This window comes from Collinsella sp. OM07-12 (assembly GCF_003438275.1).
Taxonomy (GTDB): domain Bacteria; phylum Actinomycetota; class Coriobacteriia; order Coriobacteriales; family Coriobacteriaceae; genus Collinsella.
Genome location: NZ_QSTQ01000004.1, coordinates 1 through 15,078, shown reverse-complemented (window position 1 = coordinate 15,078; position 15,078 = coordinate 1). Strand labels below are relative to the sequence as shown.

The following is a 15,078-nucleotide window of genomic DNA, read 5'->3' as shown; positions in this document are numbered from 1 at the left end:
ACGATTCCCATACGCGCATGATGGCATAGCGGACGCCACATACGCCCGAAACTTCGGGCAACGGTATTGGGGTGCGGCTTATCTTCTGCGAACGGTGGGTTTTTGAGCTGTCGTATTGAGGGGGGCAGCTTCGGCCGGGGAGGTTTCTGCCAGCTGCGCCTTTTTTGGTGAACTTTAGTTGCGGGTTCGTAGCTTCTGGGCGTTTTTACCGACCGCCCAGATGCCTCACCAACATAATTTGAGTTATTCGGCCTTTTCCTATACGAATGGTGCGATTACAATGTCCTATTTGAATTGATTCAGGTAGATTAATGGGGCTTGGTTGCGAAATTAAGGCGACTACAGCACTCGATTGCGGTTCAAGGGGCCTTGACTAGTGGTTCAGCTGGCCGAACAACTCGAAAAATGTAGGTGGGCCAACCTGTCGACTGTGTGAAGCACGCGTATTTGCTTGTTTTGATGAAAACTAGGGTGCAGCCATAAGGCTGCGCCCTAGTTTACTGCGTGCCGGTGCGCCCAGACGGATTGCGCTGTGCCTGGCAGGCGCTCCCGCAGATGGATCGGTTATTTCGCGAATAGGTTCTTGAGGTTGAACTCGGCTTGGACGGTGCGGAGCATGAGGTCGGTGTCGTCCAGACCCAGATGCTGCTCGTTGGCATCGGCGGCGAGGGTTCCGCGGCGGCGCGCCCAGTTCTCGAGCGCGGCGGGGGCGGACTCGCGGGGGAGCGAGCGGACGTCGGCATCCAGGCTGCGGCAGATCTGGCGCGAATCGATGACGATAATCTTGCCGGCACGGCGCGCCTCGGCGTAACCGTCCAGGTGAATTTTGAACCAGCTGTCCTCGAACGCGGCGTTATGCGCCATGTACGGGTACTTCTTCATAAGCTTGAGCAGCTGCTTCTGCAGCTCCTTGTTCTCGCGGAATGGCTTTTTGCCGTCGATGTCGTCCCAGGTGATGTGGTGGATATTCGACAGCGGCACATCTTCGCCGCGGTAGATGTCGGGCAGGCCACAGTAGTGCGCCTCGGCGTCATGCGGGACGGCGTCGCTAGTGAGTTCCATGATCTCCCAGCCGACGTTGATGATATAACCGCGTTCGGGTGCACGGCCGGTGGTCTCGATGTCGATACCGAGCACGGTGCCCTGGATGGGCTTACGGGCGTAGGCCACGCCGAGCGCGTCGCGGTCGCCGCGGATCTCGCGCATAACGGACGCGGCGGTGCGCTTTTGCATCTTGCCGATGGCGGCGCAGGTGTCGGCATCGGACAGGCCGCGCGAAAGCGTCGCGGGCGTCACGTTGCGCAGGCGCGCCTCGCCGATCTGGTCGCACAGGTCGCGGTTGCGGTCGGCTAGGTCGCGCACGGTGGCAAAGTCGAAACCGGGGTCGCCCTCGGCGGTAAAGTACTCGGTTTCGAGCACCTTAAGGGCCTCCTCGCCCTTCTGGCGCTCGGACTCCATGGCGCCGTGATCGCCATAGATAAACATGGGAATAAACGGCTGGCGCTCGTATTCGAGTGCTTGCGAAACGTTCATAGGCTGCTCCTTGGACGGGCCGCGTCGCGCGGCTCGGGGTTACTGAGTTGTGGCGAGATGATAGTTTACCATGGGCAACTATTGGCACCGCGCCCGGGACTACTACAATACCCTAGTTGACCGCTAGGACTTTTACAATGCTGCCGAAAGACACGAAAGGTTCCATCCGTCATGGATTTACTGATAGATATTCTGCTCGATGCCGGCAAAGACACGCTCTCGCTGGTGCCGTTTTTGTTGGTGACGTACCTTGCGCTCGAGACGCTCGAGCATGTTGCGGGCGACCGCGTTAACGGCGCCATCAAGCGCGCTGGCGCTGCGGGCCCCGTGGTTGGCTCGTTGTTGGGCATGGTGCCGCAGTGCGGCTTTTCGGCCATGGCGGCCACGCTGTACGCCGGTCGCGTCGTGACGCTGGGCACGCTGGTTGCGGTGTTCCTCTCGACCTCAGACGAGATGCTGCCGCTGTTGCTAGCCGAGCAAGTTCCCGTGCAGACCATGGCGATGCTTTTGGCTTCGAAGGCGCTGATCGCGCTGGTCACGGGCTTTATCGTGGATGCCGCCATTCGCAGCCTGCGTCGTAACGCTCGCGCGCATGCGGCGATTCGCCGTACCGTGCTGGGAACCGCGGTCAATCCGGCACACGTGAACTGCGCGCACGATGACCACGCTGGCGGTGACATCATCGACGAGGTGGCCGAGGCGGGCGTGAGCGCCGACCACATCCACGAGTTGTGCGAGCGCGACCATTGCGGCTGTGATGAAGACGAGGACGAGCACGAACACGGACATGGCCACGATCACGGTCATGAGGGCGAGCATGAACACCATGATGGCCACGGTCGCTCCCACTCACACGAAGGTGCGCCCGCCGTGTCGATTATCCGCAGCGCCATCTCGCATACCGTGCAGGTATCGGTATTCATTTTCCTGGTGACGCTGATTCTGGTCGCCGTGCTCGAGACCTTCGGCGAGTCCGCAATCGAGCAGTTCCTGCGCGGCAACGAGACGCTCGCCGTCCTGGGTTCGGCGCTTGTCGGCCTGATCCCCAACTGTTCTGCGAGTGTGGTCATCACGCAACTGTACCTGGAAGGCGCGCTGCAGCTGGCCCCGATGCTCGCCGGCACGCTCATCTCTGCCGGCGTGGGCTACCTGGTGCTGTTCCGCACCAATCGCAGCGCCCGCGAAAACGTCCTGTTCCTGATCATGATGTACGTTATCGGTGCCGGCTGGGGACTCGTTCTCTCCGCCTTTGGTCTCTAAGCCCAAAATTCTACCTTGGTCAGCGTAGCAGCTCGGTGAGGTTGCGCTTAAAGCGGGCGCGATCTTCGCTGGTGAAGGCTGCCGGCCCGCGGGTGCGACCGCCAGCGCGGCGCACCTTCTTTTCTTCGTGACGAATAAACAGCTGCATATCGATGGTCGCTTTGTCGTAGACGCGCCCGCGCACGCCGATGGCGGCGGCATCGCGTCCGAGCACCATGCTCGCCAGACCTATGTCCTGCGTCACGACCACGTCGCCAGTCTGCAGGCGCTCAATAATGGCAAAGTCGGCGCTATCTGCTCCCACACTCACATCGAGCGTCGTGACCCAAAAGCCCCGACGCGCATGCTCGGCGTCGCGCGGATCGTCGCGGCGAATGTGGCGTTCCAGGTTTTGCGTGCTGTTGCCGGCGATAACGACGGCAACGCCCGCCCTCCGCGCGCAGTCGATCGACTCGCGCGTGACCGGGCAGGCGTCGGCATCAATAAAAAGCGTCTTTGGCATCTAGCGCACCAGTTTGCCAAATTGAATAGCGCGAACAATCAGTGTCACGCCAAACACCAGCAGCGCGGCGCCGCTAAAGATGACGAGCATCTTGGCCGACCACAGCGGATAGATAAACACGAACATGCCCGTAATGATGGAGAGTGCGCCGCTCAGGATGGCGAGGGCGCGGTTGGCGGAAAGTTCGGATTCCAGAATCGACATGACGCCCTCGACGATCCAGCCAAAGCCGGCGACGACCACTACAAGCGTGGTGAGCGTCGCGGTCGAGAAGGCCTGATTGCGCAGGATTATGACGCCACCCAGAATGATGAGCAGGTTGGAGATGATGCTCGTAACGCGCCATCCGGTGGGCAGCAGCGGCTCAAAAACAGCGGTAAACAGCCTGATCGCGGCCGTGATCACAAAGTAGAAGCCCAAGACGGTCGTTAGGAAGACGAGGGACTTGGCGGGCGCAAGCAGCAGTGCGATGCCGGCGATGAGCGCCAAGACGCCCGTGATGGAGTAAATCCAGCGTACGGCCTTGACGGCCTTGCCTGCCATGCTTTTCTCGTCAAATCCAAACGCGCTCGATTGCTTGTCATCGGTCTTAAAGATGCCCATGATGTCTCCTTTCCGTGCGGCGTAAGCCGCAGCTCCTGCAACCAGTATCGCCCAAGGGCACCGTCGCGTGGGGCGGGAAGGGCGAATGGGAGCCTCATCTTCCCGAATTGTTACCTTTGTTCCCGTTTGGATGTGGGATATTCAACAGGTGTAGAACATTATGCCGTTGAGTGTAATTGCCTACGTTTTAGGTTAGATTTTCTTAAGAACAATTGGCTTTTATTGGGGGGTCCCTATGAACGAAGCAGTTCCCGTGGTGCCGTCGAGCGTGGAGTCGATGGCAAAGCAAGGTTGCGAAAAGCTTGGCCTGGACACGTTTGACGCGCTGGTCCGCCGCGCCCGTACGTGCCGCCGCTTTGACGAGTCCATGCGCGTGCCGCGCGAGTTTTTGCTCGAGCTGGCGGAGCTGGCGCACCTGGCCCCTTGCGGCGCCAACGCTCAGCCTCTGCGTTTTCGTGTGGTGAGCGGTGCAGAGGACTGCGCGCGCGTATTTGATGAGCTCGCGTGGGCCGGCACGCTCAAGGATTGGCCGGGTCCCGATGAGGGCGAGCGCCCGACCGGCTACATCGCGATTCTTGCCGAGCGCCCCGTTCCCGGCAAGCCCGCCGCGCCTATCACCGAGGTCGACACGGGCATAGCGGCTCAGACGATGATGCTCGCCGCTCGCAGCGCCACGCCCGAGGTGGCGGCCTGCATGTTCAAGGCCTTTACGCCCCGCGCGATCGACGCCATGGGGCTCGATAACGACAAGTATGAGCTCAAGCTGATCATGGCGTTTGGCGTTCCGGCCGAGACACAGGTGATCGATGCGATCGATTCCAACCCCGACGGCTCCATCAATTATTGGCGCGATGAGGCGCAGGTGCATCACGTGCCCAAGCGTGCGCTTGCCGACGCACTGGTGTAGCTGCGCGTCGTTGCGGTGCAATCCGGCGGCAAAACCACCACAAAGGGGACAGGCACCTTTGTGGTGGTGCGAGGGGAGGGCATGTGGCCGATCTGTTTTTGGTGCGTCATGGGCAGACTGAGTTCAATGTGAAGAACATTTTGCAGGGCTGGCACGATTCGCCGCTTACGGCGCGCGGGCGTGAGCAGGCGCTGGCGACGCGCGCGGCGTTCGAGGACCGCGGCGTGACCTTTGACCATGTGTATTCCTCCCCGTTGGGTCGGGCGCGGCGTACGGCTGAGCTTATCGTTGGCGAGGGCCGCTCCATAGAGCTGGTCGATGACCTGCGCGAGTGGCATTTGGGATCGCTGGAGGGCACATCAAACCGCGAGATGCCGCCTCAGCCATGGGGCGATTATCCGGTCGCGTTTGGCGGTGAGTCGGAAGCGCAATTCCGGGCGCGTATGGTCGCGGCGCTGTCCCGCATTATGGCCCGACCGCAGCACAACTGCGTGTTGGCAGTCTCCCACGGCTCAGCCTGCCAGGAGTTTCTTGAGTATGTGACTGGCGGGGGAGAGCAGCCCGACAACGGTGCCGTGCTCCATTTTGGCTATTGCGACGGGGCGTTTTCGCTCCTTGATTGGTAACGAACGGAAGGACCCCCTATGAATAAAGACTTGTATCTGGTCCGTCATGGACAGACAATATTTAACCTTAAGCGCATCATTCAGGGGTGGAGCGATTCGCCGCTTACGCAGTTGGGCTGCGACCAGGCGGCGCGCGCCGGCATGTTCTTGCGAGCGCGCGGCATTGAGCCCGATCATGCCTACACCTCGACGCTGCATCGCACGGAGCAGACCATCGCCAGCCTGTGGCCGGGCCTTGCCTACGAGCGCCTGGATGGCCTGTGCGAGTGGTTCTTTGGCGACTTTGAGGCCGAACGCGTGATGCTCATGCCCGAGCGTCCGTGGCGTGACTTCTATCGCCAGTTTGGCGGCGAGGGGCAGATGCGGGTGCGTGAGCGCATGGTGGCGACGTTGACCGATCTGATGCGACGCCCGGACCATTCGTGCGTGCTCGCGGTGAGCCACGCCTCGGCCATCAAGGAGTTTTTGGATCATGTGAGGGGAGCGGCGGCCGACGAGCGCGAGCGCGTGCCGGGCAACTGTTCGGTGCTGCACTTTGCGTTTGACGATGCGACCGAAACGTTTGAGCTGGTTGAAGTCTTTACGCAGGAAGATTATGCGCGTGAGCTGGGTCTTGAGCCGTTGACGGCGGCAGCGGGTCCACAGCGCGGGTAACGCAGGCGTGACGATACGGGTCGCCGACATACTTGCTCGATGCAAAAGGGGCGGAGATGCATGCGCTGGCATTGCATCTCCGCCCTTCGTTTGTTGGACTGCCGAGTCTTTGCGCTAAGCGTTTAAGTCCTGCTAGTATCGTGCAATCTGGTGAGTGAGCAGACCCGTTGGAATCTGCGGCGCGCCACCTGCGACCTGCGCGGTAGGGAACAGCGCGGAAATGACAAAGTTGAACGGCTCCTTGCCCGTGTAGGTGCCGGCCGCGCGGGCCTCGTCTGCCAAGAGCTGTGCCGCCCCTGCCAGCGCGGCGACATAGGCCGGATCGTCTGCGGGGGCAGGCTCCGGTGCCTGGTCGAGCATAGCGTGGATGGCGGCAACGGCGTCATTGCGTTTGACCTCCCACACGCGATGCGTAATGCCGGCGGGGTCGGTGACGGCATAGAGCGACGCGCCCTCTTTGGCGGCGCCGAGGATGATATCCATGACGGGCGAGGCTTCGTAAGCAAGCGTTACAGGGCGGGGCTGCACCTTAAACTCGGTGATTGCACGGGCGGCTGTGGCCGCATCTGCGGAGGCCGCGTCGCCGCCCGCCAGCACGCTGACTGGGCAAATCGCCACAACGCCCGTCACGCGCCCTGGCTCTCCGGAGCATTCGTACACGTAATATGCCGAGCCCGGATCTTTGAGCATGAGCCCGTCGGCAATGGCACCGCGCAGGGCATCGTTGCCGCCCAAGATGGCGTCCATCTGCGGCAGCGCCTCGAGCACGCGGTCCTGAGCCGGGCGGATGCAGGGAAACGGAAGTGCTTTCATGGGCGGTCCTAACGCGCGAGTCGGTTTGTTCGCGGCTTATTATGCCCCAACTTGGCCGCTCGCGTCCCAGAGCACGTTATCGGCGAGCGCGATGAGCACCTGCTGACAACGAACGATATCGGCGTGGGGCACATACTCGTTGGGCTTGTGCGCGAGCGACCCGGGGCCGTAGCTCATGCAATTGCGGTTGCCTGTCTTGCCGGCAATGACGGCGGTGTCGGTGTAGCCGGCAAAGAAGCCGACGGTCGTGTCCACGTCCGTCACGTCATCGGCGGCACGCTTGAGTGCGGCTAGAAGGGGAGAGCTCGTGTCGCGCTCAATGGCGGGGCGATCGCCCGTCACAGCGTAGCTGCCATGGCGGCCGGGAACCGCGGCCTCGGCAGCGGTGATGGCCTGCTCCACCATGCGTGTCGCGGCGGCCGTATCGGTCGGCGGCGTCAGGCGCATGTCGACCCAGACCTTGGCGTGGTCGGGCACGACGTAGGGGCGATAGCCGCCCTCGATTTGTCCAAACGTAATGGTCGAAGGCCCCAGCTCATCATGCACGGGCAGCGCCGCGAACGCATGGCGAAGCGAACACACGACCTCGGCCATGGCGGCGACGGCGTCTGCACCCTTCCAAGGCTGACTCGCATGCGCCGTGCCGCCGGCCATCTCAATTTCGAACCACGTGCGCCCCTTGTGCGCCACCTGAATCTGCCCGTCGGTGGGCTCGGTGTCCAGCACCCATTCGTGCGAGCCGATCCAGCCGGAACCGATGGCGGCCTCGGAGCTGCGCATAAAGTCCTCCTCGTCTACCGAGCAGATGAGTGAGAAGCCACGGCGGGGCAGCTCGCCGCTTGTCGCTATGCGCTCGAGTACGTGGACAATCACGGCAATGGCGCAGGCCAGGCCACCCTTCATGTCGCAGGCACCGCGGCCATAGAGCTTATCGTCCCGCACGATCGCTCCGAGCGGCGGAATGTCCGCGTCCCAGCCATAGCCAAGCGTAAAGGTATCCATATAGCAGATATAGACCAGCCGCGGCTCGTCGCTCAAACCGGGCGCGGTGACCATGAGGTTGCGGCGTCCGGGGAGCACTTCGAGCTCCTCAATCTGCACGGCCTCGAGCGTAGAACTATCAAGTTGTGCCAGCTGCTGCTCAATGAGCCTCTTAATGAAGCGCTCAATCTCGTCCTCATATGCGCCCGGGTCTGAGCTGTCAACCTTCACAAGGTCCTGCGCAAGCCGCCGGGCAAAGTCCTCATCAACCATATGCAACCTCACAATTAGTCTGCTTTCCAAACTGATTGTGAGCCTCCTGAGAGATCCGCGGCGCGCGCGTGGCGGTATTTACCGTTCGCAGGCGGTGCCATCGCGTTTGCCGTCCGAGCGGGCTCACAAACGACGTAGTGGGTACGTACCCTTCATGGACGACATGCTGTGCGACATATCTGCCTTTCGGTATCACCGGATACCTCCACAGGTCTTGGCAATAATGCCAGACCTGCCCGATTCTGCGGACGATCCGCGCAGGGAGCACCTATGTGAGCATCCGCTCGTCACGCATTTCCTGGGCACCCCGTTACATGTGTTGGCACAGGGCAGCTGCGGACGTAAGGGCGATCGCATCGTCAGGCATGTTTGGAACGGGGAGAGGCCGTTTGGCTCCGTGCGGCCGACAGAGTTTGGTCTCGATATCGCGTCCCCGCTCTTTACCTTGCTGACACTGGCCTCCTCGGTCTCAAACGAGCGACTGATCATGTGCATGTATGAGATGTGCGGCACCTTTGCCGTGTGCAAGATTGCGTCTCAGGTAAAGTCGGCGCTTGAACAGGCATACGGGGACCGGTGGGGCGATGCCCGGCTGGGCTGGGAAAACGTAAAGGATGCCTCGGGGAATCCAACGGACTTGTGGAAACGACCTCCCTTGATTGAGCTCTCTGAACTTGCAGAGTACGTCGATAAGATCCGGGGGCTTCGCGGTGCTAAATCGTTCACACGTGCCGCAAAATGCGTTACGGGGGTGGTGGCATCGCCGCTCGAGGTCCAGGCTTCGATGCTGTTTGGTCTTTCGAGGTTGCGCGGCGGTGAAGGGCTGCGCCTTACCAATAACGTTGAGATTCGTATGACGCGCAGTGCCCGTCTGATTTCGGGGCTTGATAGGCGCTATGCCGATATCCTGCTGGCAAATAAGGACGGCAGCCGAGAGTGCCTGGTTGAATGTCAAGGTAAAGCCATTCATGGATCCATAGAATCCAAGATCTCGGACTCCGATCGAACGACGGCCTTGCAAGCGATGGGATATCCCGTCGTTCTGATGACCTATGGCCAGCTGGTTGACTCCGATGCCTTCCGCGTAGTGATGGAACTCATCATGTCCTATCTCGATGTGCCGCTGAAAGACAAGACGTCGCGGCAGCAGGAGCTCGAACGGCGGCTTCGTGAGGAAATTTTTATCGATTGGGCGGGAATATAGTCGCGCAGGCAGAAAACGCTCGCGCGAGCTAGAGTTTTGGTCGCAAAAAGGCTTCAATTTTGCCTTGGAAGGGCTTTAAAAATGCTATCCATAAACAGTTGTTTCGGAAAATCGACAGTCAACTTGAATGTGGTATATAGAGATTGATTTTTACCTACTAAAGTCCCTGATAAAGCTGTTTATCAAAGCGGGTGTGCTTGGTGATTTGGGTCTTACTGTCGATTATCCGAAAAAACTTGTTCTGGGTATCATTTTAAAGTCGTTCGGAGCAACGAAATCGGCCCCCGTTTCGCGAAAACGGGGGCCGAATGGGGCTTCATGGCCTGCCTGGCAGGCTTGCCGCCGGCGCTATTTGATCACGCGCACGCGATACATCGACGGAATCTGCTTGAGCGCCTCGATGGTGCTGCTGTCCAGGTGCTCGTCGGTGTCGAACATGGTGTAGGCGTTCTCGCCGGCGGACTCGTTGGTCATGCGCTGCACGTTGGCGTTGTCCTTGGCGAGGATTGCCGTGATCTGGCCGATCATGTTGGGCACGTTGGCGTGCAGGCAGGCGATGCGGCTCGCGGCGCGCGCCTTGCCCATGCTGCAGGCGGGGTAGTTGACGCTGTGCGCGACGTTGCCGTTTTCCAGGTAATCCTTGAGCTCGCTGATGGCCATGTCTGCGCAGTTGGCCTCGGCCTCGCCGGTGCCGGCGCCCGAGTGCGTGGTGATAAACGTGTTGGGCATCTTGACGGTCTTGGGCGTGGCAAAGTCGCAGCTAAACCAGCTCAGCTTGCCCGCGCGCAGGGCGGCGTCGACGGCGTCCTCGTCAATGATGGTCTCGCGCGCGTAGTTAATGAGGACGGCGCCCGGTGCCAGCAGGTCGATCTGCTCGGTGCTGATCATGCCGATGGTGTCGGCCTTGCTGGGCACGTGTACGGTGAGGTAGTCGCAGCCGCGGCAGAGATCTTCGAGCGTGCCCACGCGCTGCACCTCGCGGCTCAGCACCCACGCGTGCTCGACGGAAATGAACGGATCGTAGCCGTAGACGTCCATGCCCAGGTCGACGCAGGCGTTGGCGACCTTGGAGCCTACGTTGCCCAGACCGATGACGCCGATGCGCTTGCCTTTAAGCTCGCGGCCCACAAAGGCCTTCTTGGCCTTTTCGGCATCGACCTGAATCTCGGGGTCGTCGGCGTTGTCACGTACCCAGTTCATCGATTGCACCACGCCGCGGCTTGAAAGCACCAGCATGCCCAGGACGAGCTCCTTGACGGCGTTGCTGTTGGCGCCGGGGGAGTTAAAGACGACGACGCCCTTCTTGGCGTACTCCTCGACGGGGATGTTGTTGACGCCGGCGCCGCAGCGGGCGATGGCGCGGATGCCCTCGGGCAGCTCGTAGCCGTGCAGGTCGGTCGAGCGCATCAGGATGGCGTCGGCCTCCTCGGCGCTGCTTACAAACTCGTAGCCCTCGCCAAACTCGACTTTGCCGTCTTTGGTGATGTCGTCGATGGTCTTAATCTTGCGCATGGAAAACTCCTTAGCAGGTTTTGATCTAAACAGGGTGGTCTGAGGTGGCTGGTCGGCCCGCGTGTTGCGGGCTAGTTAGATCGCGGACTCAAACTATGCTGCGCTTCGAAGTCCTTCATGTACGTGGCCAGCGCCTGCACGTCCTCCATGGTGACGGCGTTGTATACGCTGGCGCGCATGCCGCCTACCATGCGATGGCCCTTGACGTTTTGAATCTGGTGCTCGGCCGCGCCCGCGACAAAGGCAGCGTCGAGGTCGGCGTCGCCGGTGCGGAAGGTGACGTTGGCGATGGAGCGGCTGTCGGCCTGCGCGGTGCCGTGGAATAGCTCGCTGTGCTCGAGCAGGTCGTAGAGCAGATTGGCCTTGCCCCAGTTGCGCTCGGCCATGGCGGCAAGTCCGCCGGTTTGCTCTACCCAATGGAACACCTTGCCGCATACGTAGATGCCAAAGGTGTTGGGCGTGTTGAGCATGGAGCCCTTGGCGGCCTGGGTCTTGAGGTCCAGGTACTGCGGCGTCTGCGTAAAGGCGGGGCGATCTGCGATGAGGTCGTCGCGCACGATGACCACGGTCACGCCCGCGGCACCGGCGTTTTTCTGCGCGCCGGCGTAGATGAGCCCGTAGCGTTCAACGTCGAGCGGCTGCGACAGAAAACAGCTCGAGACATCGGCGACCAGCGGCACATCGCCGCAAGCGGGCAGCTCGTGGTACATGGTGCCAAAGATGGTGTTGTTCTGGCAGATGTAGACGTAGTCGAGGCCTTCGCCCGCGGCCTCGGCGGCAATGCGTGCGTTGACGTCGGCCATGTAGGGAATGCGGTCGAAGTTGGTGTCCTCGGAGCTCGCGAGCAGCACGGCCTCACCGTACTTGGCGGCCTCTTTGTACGCCTTGTTGGCAAAGTTGCCGGTCACGATGTAGCCGGCGCGGCCGCGGCGCATGAGGTTCATGGGGATGCCCGCAAACTGCAGCGTGGCGCCGCCTTGCAAAAACAGGACACGGTAGTTGTCGGGGATGCTCAGCAGGCGGCGCAGGGTTGCCTCGGCGTCGTCGATGATCTGCTGGTACATGCTAGATCGATGACTCATCTCGAGCACGGACATGCCGCAACCGCGGTAGTCCATCATCTCGTCGGCGATCTCGGCGAGCACGCTTGTAGGCAGTGCGGCCGGGCCAGCTGAGAAGTTGTGCACACGTGCCATCTTCTAGTTCCCCCTCGTAGTCGTTTGAACGTTCGGGATACTTTAGCACAGTGGAGCGCCAGGCGCGACCGCATCATGGTAAAACTCGACTGCGCCGCTATGATTTACAGGATGGTTACATGGGGGAGGGGTGCTTTACTTCTCAGGCAAATCCAAATCTGCGAGCGAAGGCATGGGGTTCTCTAGGCGCTTGATCTTTTCGTCGCGAATTAGCTACCTCCTGGTCACTACGACGCCAGCGTGGCGATGACGGCTTCGTCGCCAGCGTATATAAGGGTGTTGCCGTCGGGGATGATCGTTTGGCCGTCGCGCTTGAGCATCACCACGATAAACGGGTGCTTGCCCTGCGGCACGTCGCGCAGACGCTGGCCGGCCAGCCGACCGTGGGGCGTTACGGTGACCTCGCGCAGTGTAACCTCGGCACGCTCTTCAAACGTCGGCGCGGCCATCACCAGCAGATCGCCTTCCTCGATCACGGTATCGCCGTTGGGCAGCACGGGATGCGCGCCATCGCGCAGCACCAGGACCACGAGCATATCTGTGGCGCTGCCAATATCGGCGAGCGAGCGCCCGGCAAACGGATGGCCAGCACCCACCTTGAGCTTTACAAATGACATGCCGTCTTCGTCGCGATAGTCGTTAAAGGTGCGGCGCACGTCGCCGGTCGCATCGATCATATCGAGCTTCTTCGCCACCGCTGGCAGCAGCGAGCCCTGCACCACAATGCTCGACACGGCAATCACAAACACCAGGTCAAACAGGTCGTGACCGCCGGGAACGCCGGCCACCACGGCAAAGAGACTAAACACGACCGAAGCCGCGCCGCGCAGGCCCGCCCAGCTTACGAGCGCAACCTGGCGGGGGTTGGTCTTAAAGGGTGCCAACAACATGCCCACGGCGATGGGCCGGCTCACGAAGAGCATGAACGCCATGAGCGCCAAGCCCGGCAGCAGCATCTGCGGCAGGCGCGCGGGCGTGACGAGCAGGCCCAGCAAAAAGAAGATGGTCATCTCGGCCATCTCGGTGAGGGTATCAAAGAAGTGCGCCATCTCGACCTTGCCGGTGATGTCGCTGGCCCCCAGCACAATGCCGGCAAGGTACACGGCCAAAAAGCCGTTGCCACCCAGGTAACTCGGCAGTGCGTAGGCCACGATGGCCACGGCAAACAAAAAGATGGTCTGCGCGCCCTCGGCTGTTGCATGCGCGCGCTCAATCAGGCGGCTGGATGCCCAGCCGATGGCAAGGCCCAGCCCCACGCCCAGGATAATCTGCTTGGCCAGCAGCATGGGGATGTCGATATTGCCGCCGGCCGCGAGGGTCGCGAGCACCGCGGTGAGCATGTAGGCGACGGGGTCGTTTGAGCCCGATTCGACCTCGAGCAGCGAGTCGGTGCCGTCACGCAACGACAGGTTGTGCTCGCGCAGCACGCTAAAGACGCTCGCTGCATCGGTGGACGCCACAACCGAGCCCAGCAACAGGCCGCCGATCCAGTCGAAGCCCAGAACCAGGTGCGCAAACACGCCGGTGATGCCGGCGGTGATGACCACGCCGAGTGTGCTCAGCAGCACCGCGGGCGCGGCGACGGGCTTGGCGCGGTCGATGTTGGTGTTAAAGCCGCCGTAGAACATGATGAACAGCAACGCCGTGCTGCAGGCGGTTTCGGTAAGCGCGTAGTCGCTAAAGTCGATATGCGCCGGGCCGTTGACGCCCAGCAGCATGCCGAGTGCGATAAAGATGAGCAGGGTGGGGAAGGGGAGCTTTTTGCCGACAGGTTTGATGGTCAGGCACAAAATGATGACGAGGCCGATAAAGAGAAGGATCTGGTTCATGGACGGTGTCCGCTCCTGGGTGGTTGGCGTGGCACGGTCAATTGTCTGCGGTATTTGTACCCAAAGATGGTGGGTTTATGGGGTTGGATTGCGGGCGTGCGCGATATCGTCATAGACGGCTGCCGTCTTTGCCTCTGCTCGGAAACCCTTTCCAGCTTTATTGCAACGGAGTACAATGGGTAACGTTTAAGTTCAACTTGAAGTTTTAGTTGCGGCTCCGGGCTTCGGCCGCAATGCAGGGAAAGGCGTTCCATGGCGATCTATGTGACATCCGATGCTCACGGGCACGTGCGTGCGCTTGACGAGGCCCTGTCCAAGATTTCGCTGGCGTCCGACGATACGCTGTATGTGCTGGGCGACATGATCGATCGCGGGCCCGATCCGGTCGGCGTTATTAAGCTTGTGCGCTCGCTGCCCAACGCTCGCGTGCTCAAGGGCAATCACGAGCAGATCATGCTCGACGCCATCATTGGCCAGGATCCGCTCGATGCCGAGACCTGGGATATCAACGGCGGTTGGACTACCCGTCAGCAGCTCAACGACATGGAATTTGAGGCGTACGAGGAGCTGATCCGCTGGGCTGCCGCCCTGCCGCTCTATGCAGTGGCCCAGACTGCCGAGCGCCCGTATTTGCTGGTGCATGCCGGCATCCAGACCGAGGCTGCTCGCGCGTTTTTGCTTGAGCACGGTGTCGATTGTGGCAACGGCAGGGGAGCGGTCGATGCCGATGCCGAGTTGCTGCAGCAGATGCTTGCGGTGCAGTCGTCCGATGACCTGCTGTGGATTCGCCATGGCTATTGGGATGCGCCGACGGGGCTGCTTTCTGTCGAGGGCAAGGGCCCGGTCGTGGTGAGCGGCCACACGCCCACGGTGTCGCTCGGGCGTTATTGCGAGGTCGGCGGCCTGGCGGGGCTCGATGAGGAGTCGGGCCGCGGGCAGATCGTGCGCCTGGGCGGCGAGGATACCGCCGGCGTGCCCGATCGCATCGACATCGACTGCGCCGCCGCCACTGGGTCGGAGTTTGGCCGCGTAGGTATCCTGCGGCTCGATGATGGGGCTGAGTTCTACGCGAATATCAATCCTGGAGAATGATGGCGCAAGGGGTAGCTAATTTGGAAATGATTTTTCTGGGACGGGGATTAAATAAGGCTCTGTTAGACCAGGATTGACATACATGTGTCCCCA

Annotated in this window: 14 protein-coding genes; 6 read left to right on the top strand and 8 right to left on the bottom strand. The window is 61.2% G+C overall.

All coding sequences use genetic code 11. From position 1 onward, the window contains the following. Positions 1-564: 564 nt before the first annotated feature. Positions 565-1,533, bottom strand: a complete 969-nt coding sequence (locus DXB98_RS02080; protein WP_089572078.1) for a DNA polymerase III subunit epsilon — start codon at positions 1,531-1,533, stop codon at positions 565-567. A gap of 171 nt (positions 1,534-1,704) precedes the next feature. Between DXB98_RS02080 and DXB98_RS02075 the strand changes: the two genes are divergently transcribed. Then, on the top strand, positions 1,705-2,793 hold the full coding sequence (locus DXB98_RS02075) for a putative manganese transporter (RefSeq protein ID WP_117742980.1): 1,089 nt from the start codon (positions 1,705-1,707) through the stop codon (positions 2,791-2,793). Between the two features lie 19 nt (positions 2,794-2,812). On the opposite strand, the gene DXB98_RS02070 is transcribed toward DXB98_RS02075, so the two are convergent. Both DXB98_RS02070 and DXB98_RS02065 read right to left on the bottom strand, forming a co-directional pair. Then, positions 2,813-3,295, bottom strand: coding sequence for a DUF188 domain-containing protein (locus DXB98_RS02070; protein ID WP_117742979.1), 483 nt, complete (start codon positions 3,293-3,295; stop codon positions 2,813-2,815). Beyond that, on the bottom strand, positions 3,296-3,898 hold the full coding sequence (locus tag DXB98_RS02065; protein ID WP_117742978.1) for an HdeD family acid-resistance protein: 603 nt from the start codon (positions 3,896-3,898) through the stop codon (positions 3,296-3,298). Between the two features lie 235 nt (positions 3,899-4,133). On the opposite strand from DXB98_RS02065, the gene DXB98_RS02060 reads away from it, so the two are divergent. From DXB98_RS02060 to DXB98_RS02050, 3 genes are all read left to right on the top strand, one after another. After that, the gene (locus DXB98_RS02060) at positions 4,134-4,805 is read left to right on the top strand and encodes a nitroreductase family protein (RefSeq protein WP_117742977.1); all 672 of its coding nucleotides are present in this window, start codon (positions 4,134-4,136) and stop codon (positions 4,803-4,805) included. Positions 4,806-4,888: 83 nt separating this feature from the next. Continuing rightward, a complete protein-coding gene (locus tag DXB98_RS02055; protein WP_117742976.1) occupies positions 4,889-5,431 on the top strand; it encodes a histidine phosphatase family protein in 543 nt (180 codons plus the stop codon). A gap of 18 nt (positions 5,432-5,449) precedes the next feature. Continuing rightward, positions 5,450-6,085, top strand: a complete 636-nt coding sequence (locus DXB98_RS02050) for a histidine phosphatase family protein (protein WP_117742975.1) — start codon at positions 5,450-5,452, stop codon at positions 6,083-6,085. 132 nt (positions 6,086-6,217) lie between these two features. Here the strand turns inward: DXB98_RS02050 and DXB98_RS02045 are convergent, their stop codons facing one another. Next, on the bottom strand, positions 6,218-6,898 hold the full coding sequence (locus DXB98_RS02045) for a DUF1015 family protein (RefSeq protein WP_117742974.1): 681 nt from the start codon (positions 6,896-6,898) through the stop codon (positions 6,218-6,220). A gap of 39 nt (positions 6,899-6,937) precedes the next feature. Further along, positions 6,938-8,164: a M20 family metallopeptidase gene (locus DXB98_RS02040; RefSeq protein WP_233505060.1), complete on the bottom strand. Its 1,227-nt coding sequence runs from the start codon at positions 8,162-8,164 to the stop codon at positions 6,938-6,940. Between the two features lie 142 nt (positions 8,165-8,306). On the opposite strand from DXB98_RS02040, the gene DXB98_RS02035 reads away from it, so the two are divergent. Beyond that, a complete protein-coding gene (locus DXB98_RS02035) occupies positions 8,307-9,356 on the top strand; it encodes a hypothetical protein (protein ID WP_117742972.1) in 1,050 nt (349 codons plus the stop codon). A gap of 348 nt (positions 9,357-9,704) precedes the next feature. Here DXB98_RS02035 and DXB98_RS02030 read toward each other — a convergent pair whose 3' ends face one another. The 3 genes from DXB98_RS02030 to DXB98_RS02020 form a co-directional block, all read right to left on the bottom strand. After that, complete coding sequence (locus tag DXB98_RS02030) at positions 9,705-10,868, bottom strand: phosphoglycerate dehydrogenase (RefSeq protein ID WP_117742971.1); 1,164 nt, start codon at positions 10,866-10,868, stop codon at positions 9,705-9,707. A gap of 71 nt (positions 10,869-10,939) precedes the next feature. Beyond that, a complete protein-coding gene (gene serC / locus DXB98_RS02025) occupies positions 10,940-12,064 on the bottom strand; it encodes a 3-phosphoserine/phosphohydroxythreonine transaminase (RefSeq protein ID WP_117742970.1) in 1,125 nt (374 codons plus the stop codon). Positions 12,065-12,291: 227 nt separating this feature from the next. Beyond that, on the bottom strand, positions 12,292-13,893 hold the full coding sequence (locus tag DXB98_RS02020) for a potassium/proton antiporter (protein WP_117742969.1): 1,602 nt from the start codon (positions 13,891-13,893) through the stop codon (positions 12,292-12,294). Between the two features lie 252 nt (positions 13,894-14,145). Between DXB98_RS02020 and DXB98_RS02015 the strand changes: the two genes are divergently transcribed. Continuing rightward, positions 14,146-14,985, top strand: coding sequence for a metallophosphoesterase (locus DXB98_RS02015; RefSeq protein ID WP_117735593.1), 840 nt, complete (start codon positions 14,146-14,148; stop codon positions 14,983-14,985). The last annotated feature ends 93 nt before the right edge of the window (positions 14,986-15,078 follow it).

What these genes read in the sequence shown, in the direction of transcription:
- DXB98_RS02080 (WP_089572078.1), bottom strand. Translation starts at nt 1,533, where the DNA reads ATGAACGTTTCGCAAGCACTCGAATACGAGCGCCAGCCGTTTATTCCC.
- DXB98_RS02065 (WP_117742978.1), bottom strand. Translation starts at nt 3,898, where the DNA reads ATGGGCATCTTTAAGACCGATGACAAGCAATCGAGCGCGTTTGGATTT.
- DXB98_RS02045 (WP_117742974.1), bottom strand. Translation starts at nt 6,898, where the DNA reads ATGAAAGCACTTCCGTTTCCCTGCATCCGCCCGGCTCAGGACCGCGTG.
- DXB98_RS02030 (WP_117742971.1), bottom strand. Translation starts at nt 10,868, where the DNA reads ATGCGCAAGATTAAGACCATCGACGACATCACCAAAGACGGCAAAGTC.
- DXB98_RS02015 (WP_117735593.1), top strand. Translation starts at nt 14,146, where the DNA reads ATGGCGATCTATGTGACATCCGATGCTCACGGGCACGTGCGTGCGCTT.
- DXB98_RS02060 (WP_117742977.1), top strand. Translation starts at nt 4,134, where the DNA reads ATGAACGAAGCAGTTCCCGTGGTGCCGTCGAGCGTGGAGTCGATGGCA.
- DXB98_RS02035 (WP_117742972.1), top strand. Translation starts at nt 8,307, where the DNA reads ATGGACGACATGCTGTGCGACATATCTGCCTTTCGGTATCACCGGATA.
- serC (WP_117742970.1), bottom strand. Translation starts at nt 12,064, where the DNA reads ATGGCACGTGTGCACAACTTCTCAGCTGGCCCGGCCGCACTGCCTACA.
- DXB98_RS02070 (WP_117742979.1), bottom strand. Translation starts at nt 3,295, where the DNA reads ATGCCAAAGACGCTTTTTATTGATGCCGACGCCTGCCCGGTCACGCGC.
- DXB98_RS02020 (WP_117742969.1), bottom strand. Translation starts at nt 13,893, where the DNA reads ATGAACCAGATCCTTCTCTTTATCGGCCTCGTCATCATTTTGTGCCTG.
- DXB98_RS02075 (WP_117742980.1), top strand. Translation starts at nt 1,705, where the DNA reads ATGGATTTACTGATAGATATTCTGCTCGATGCCGGCAAAGACACGCTC.
- DXB98_RS02050 (WP_117742975.1), top strand. Translation starts at nt 5,450, where the DNA reads ATGAATAAAGACTTGTATCTGGTCCGTCATGGACAGACAATATTTAAC.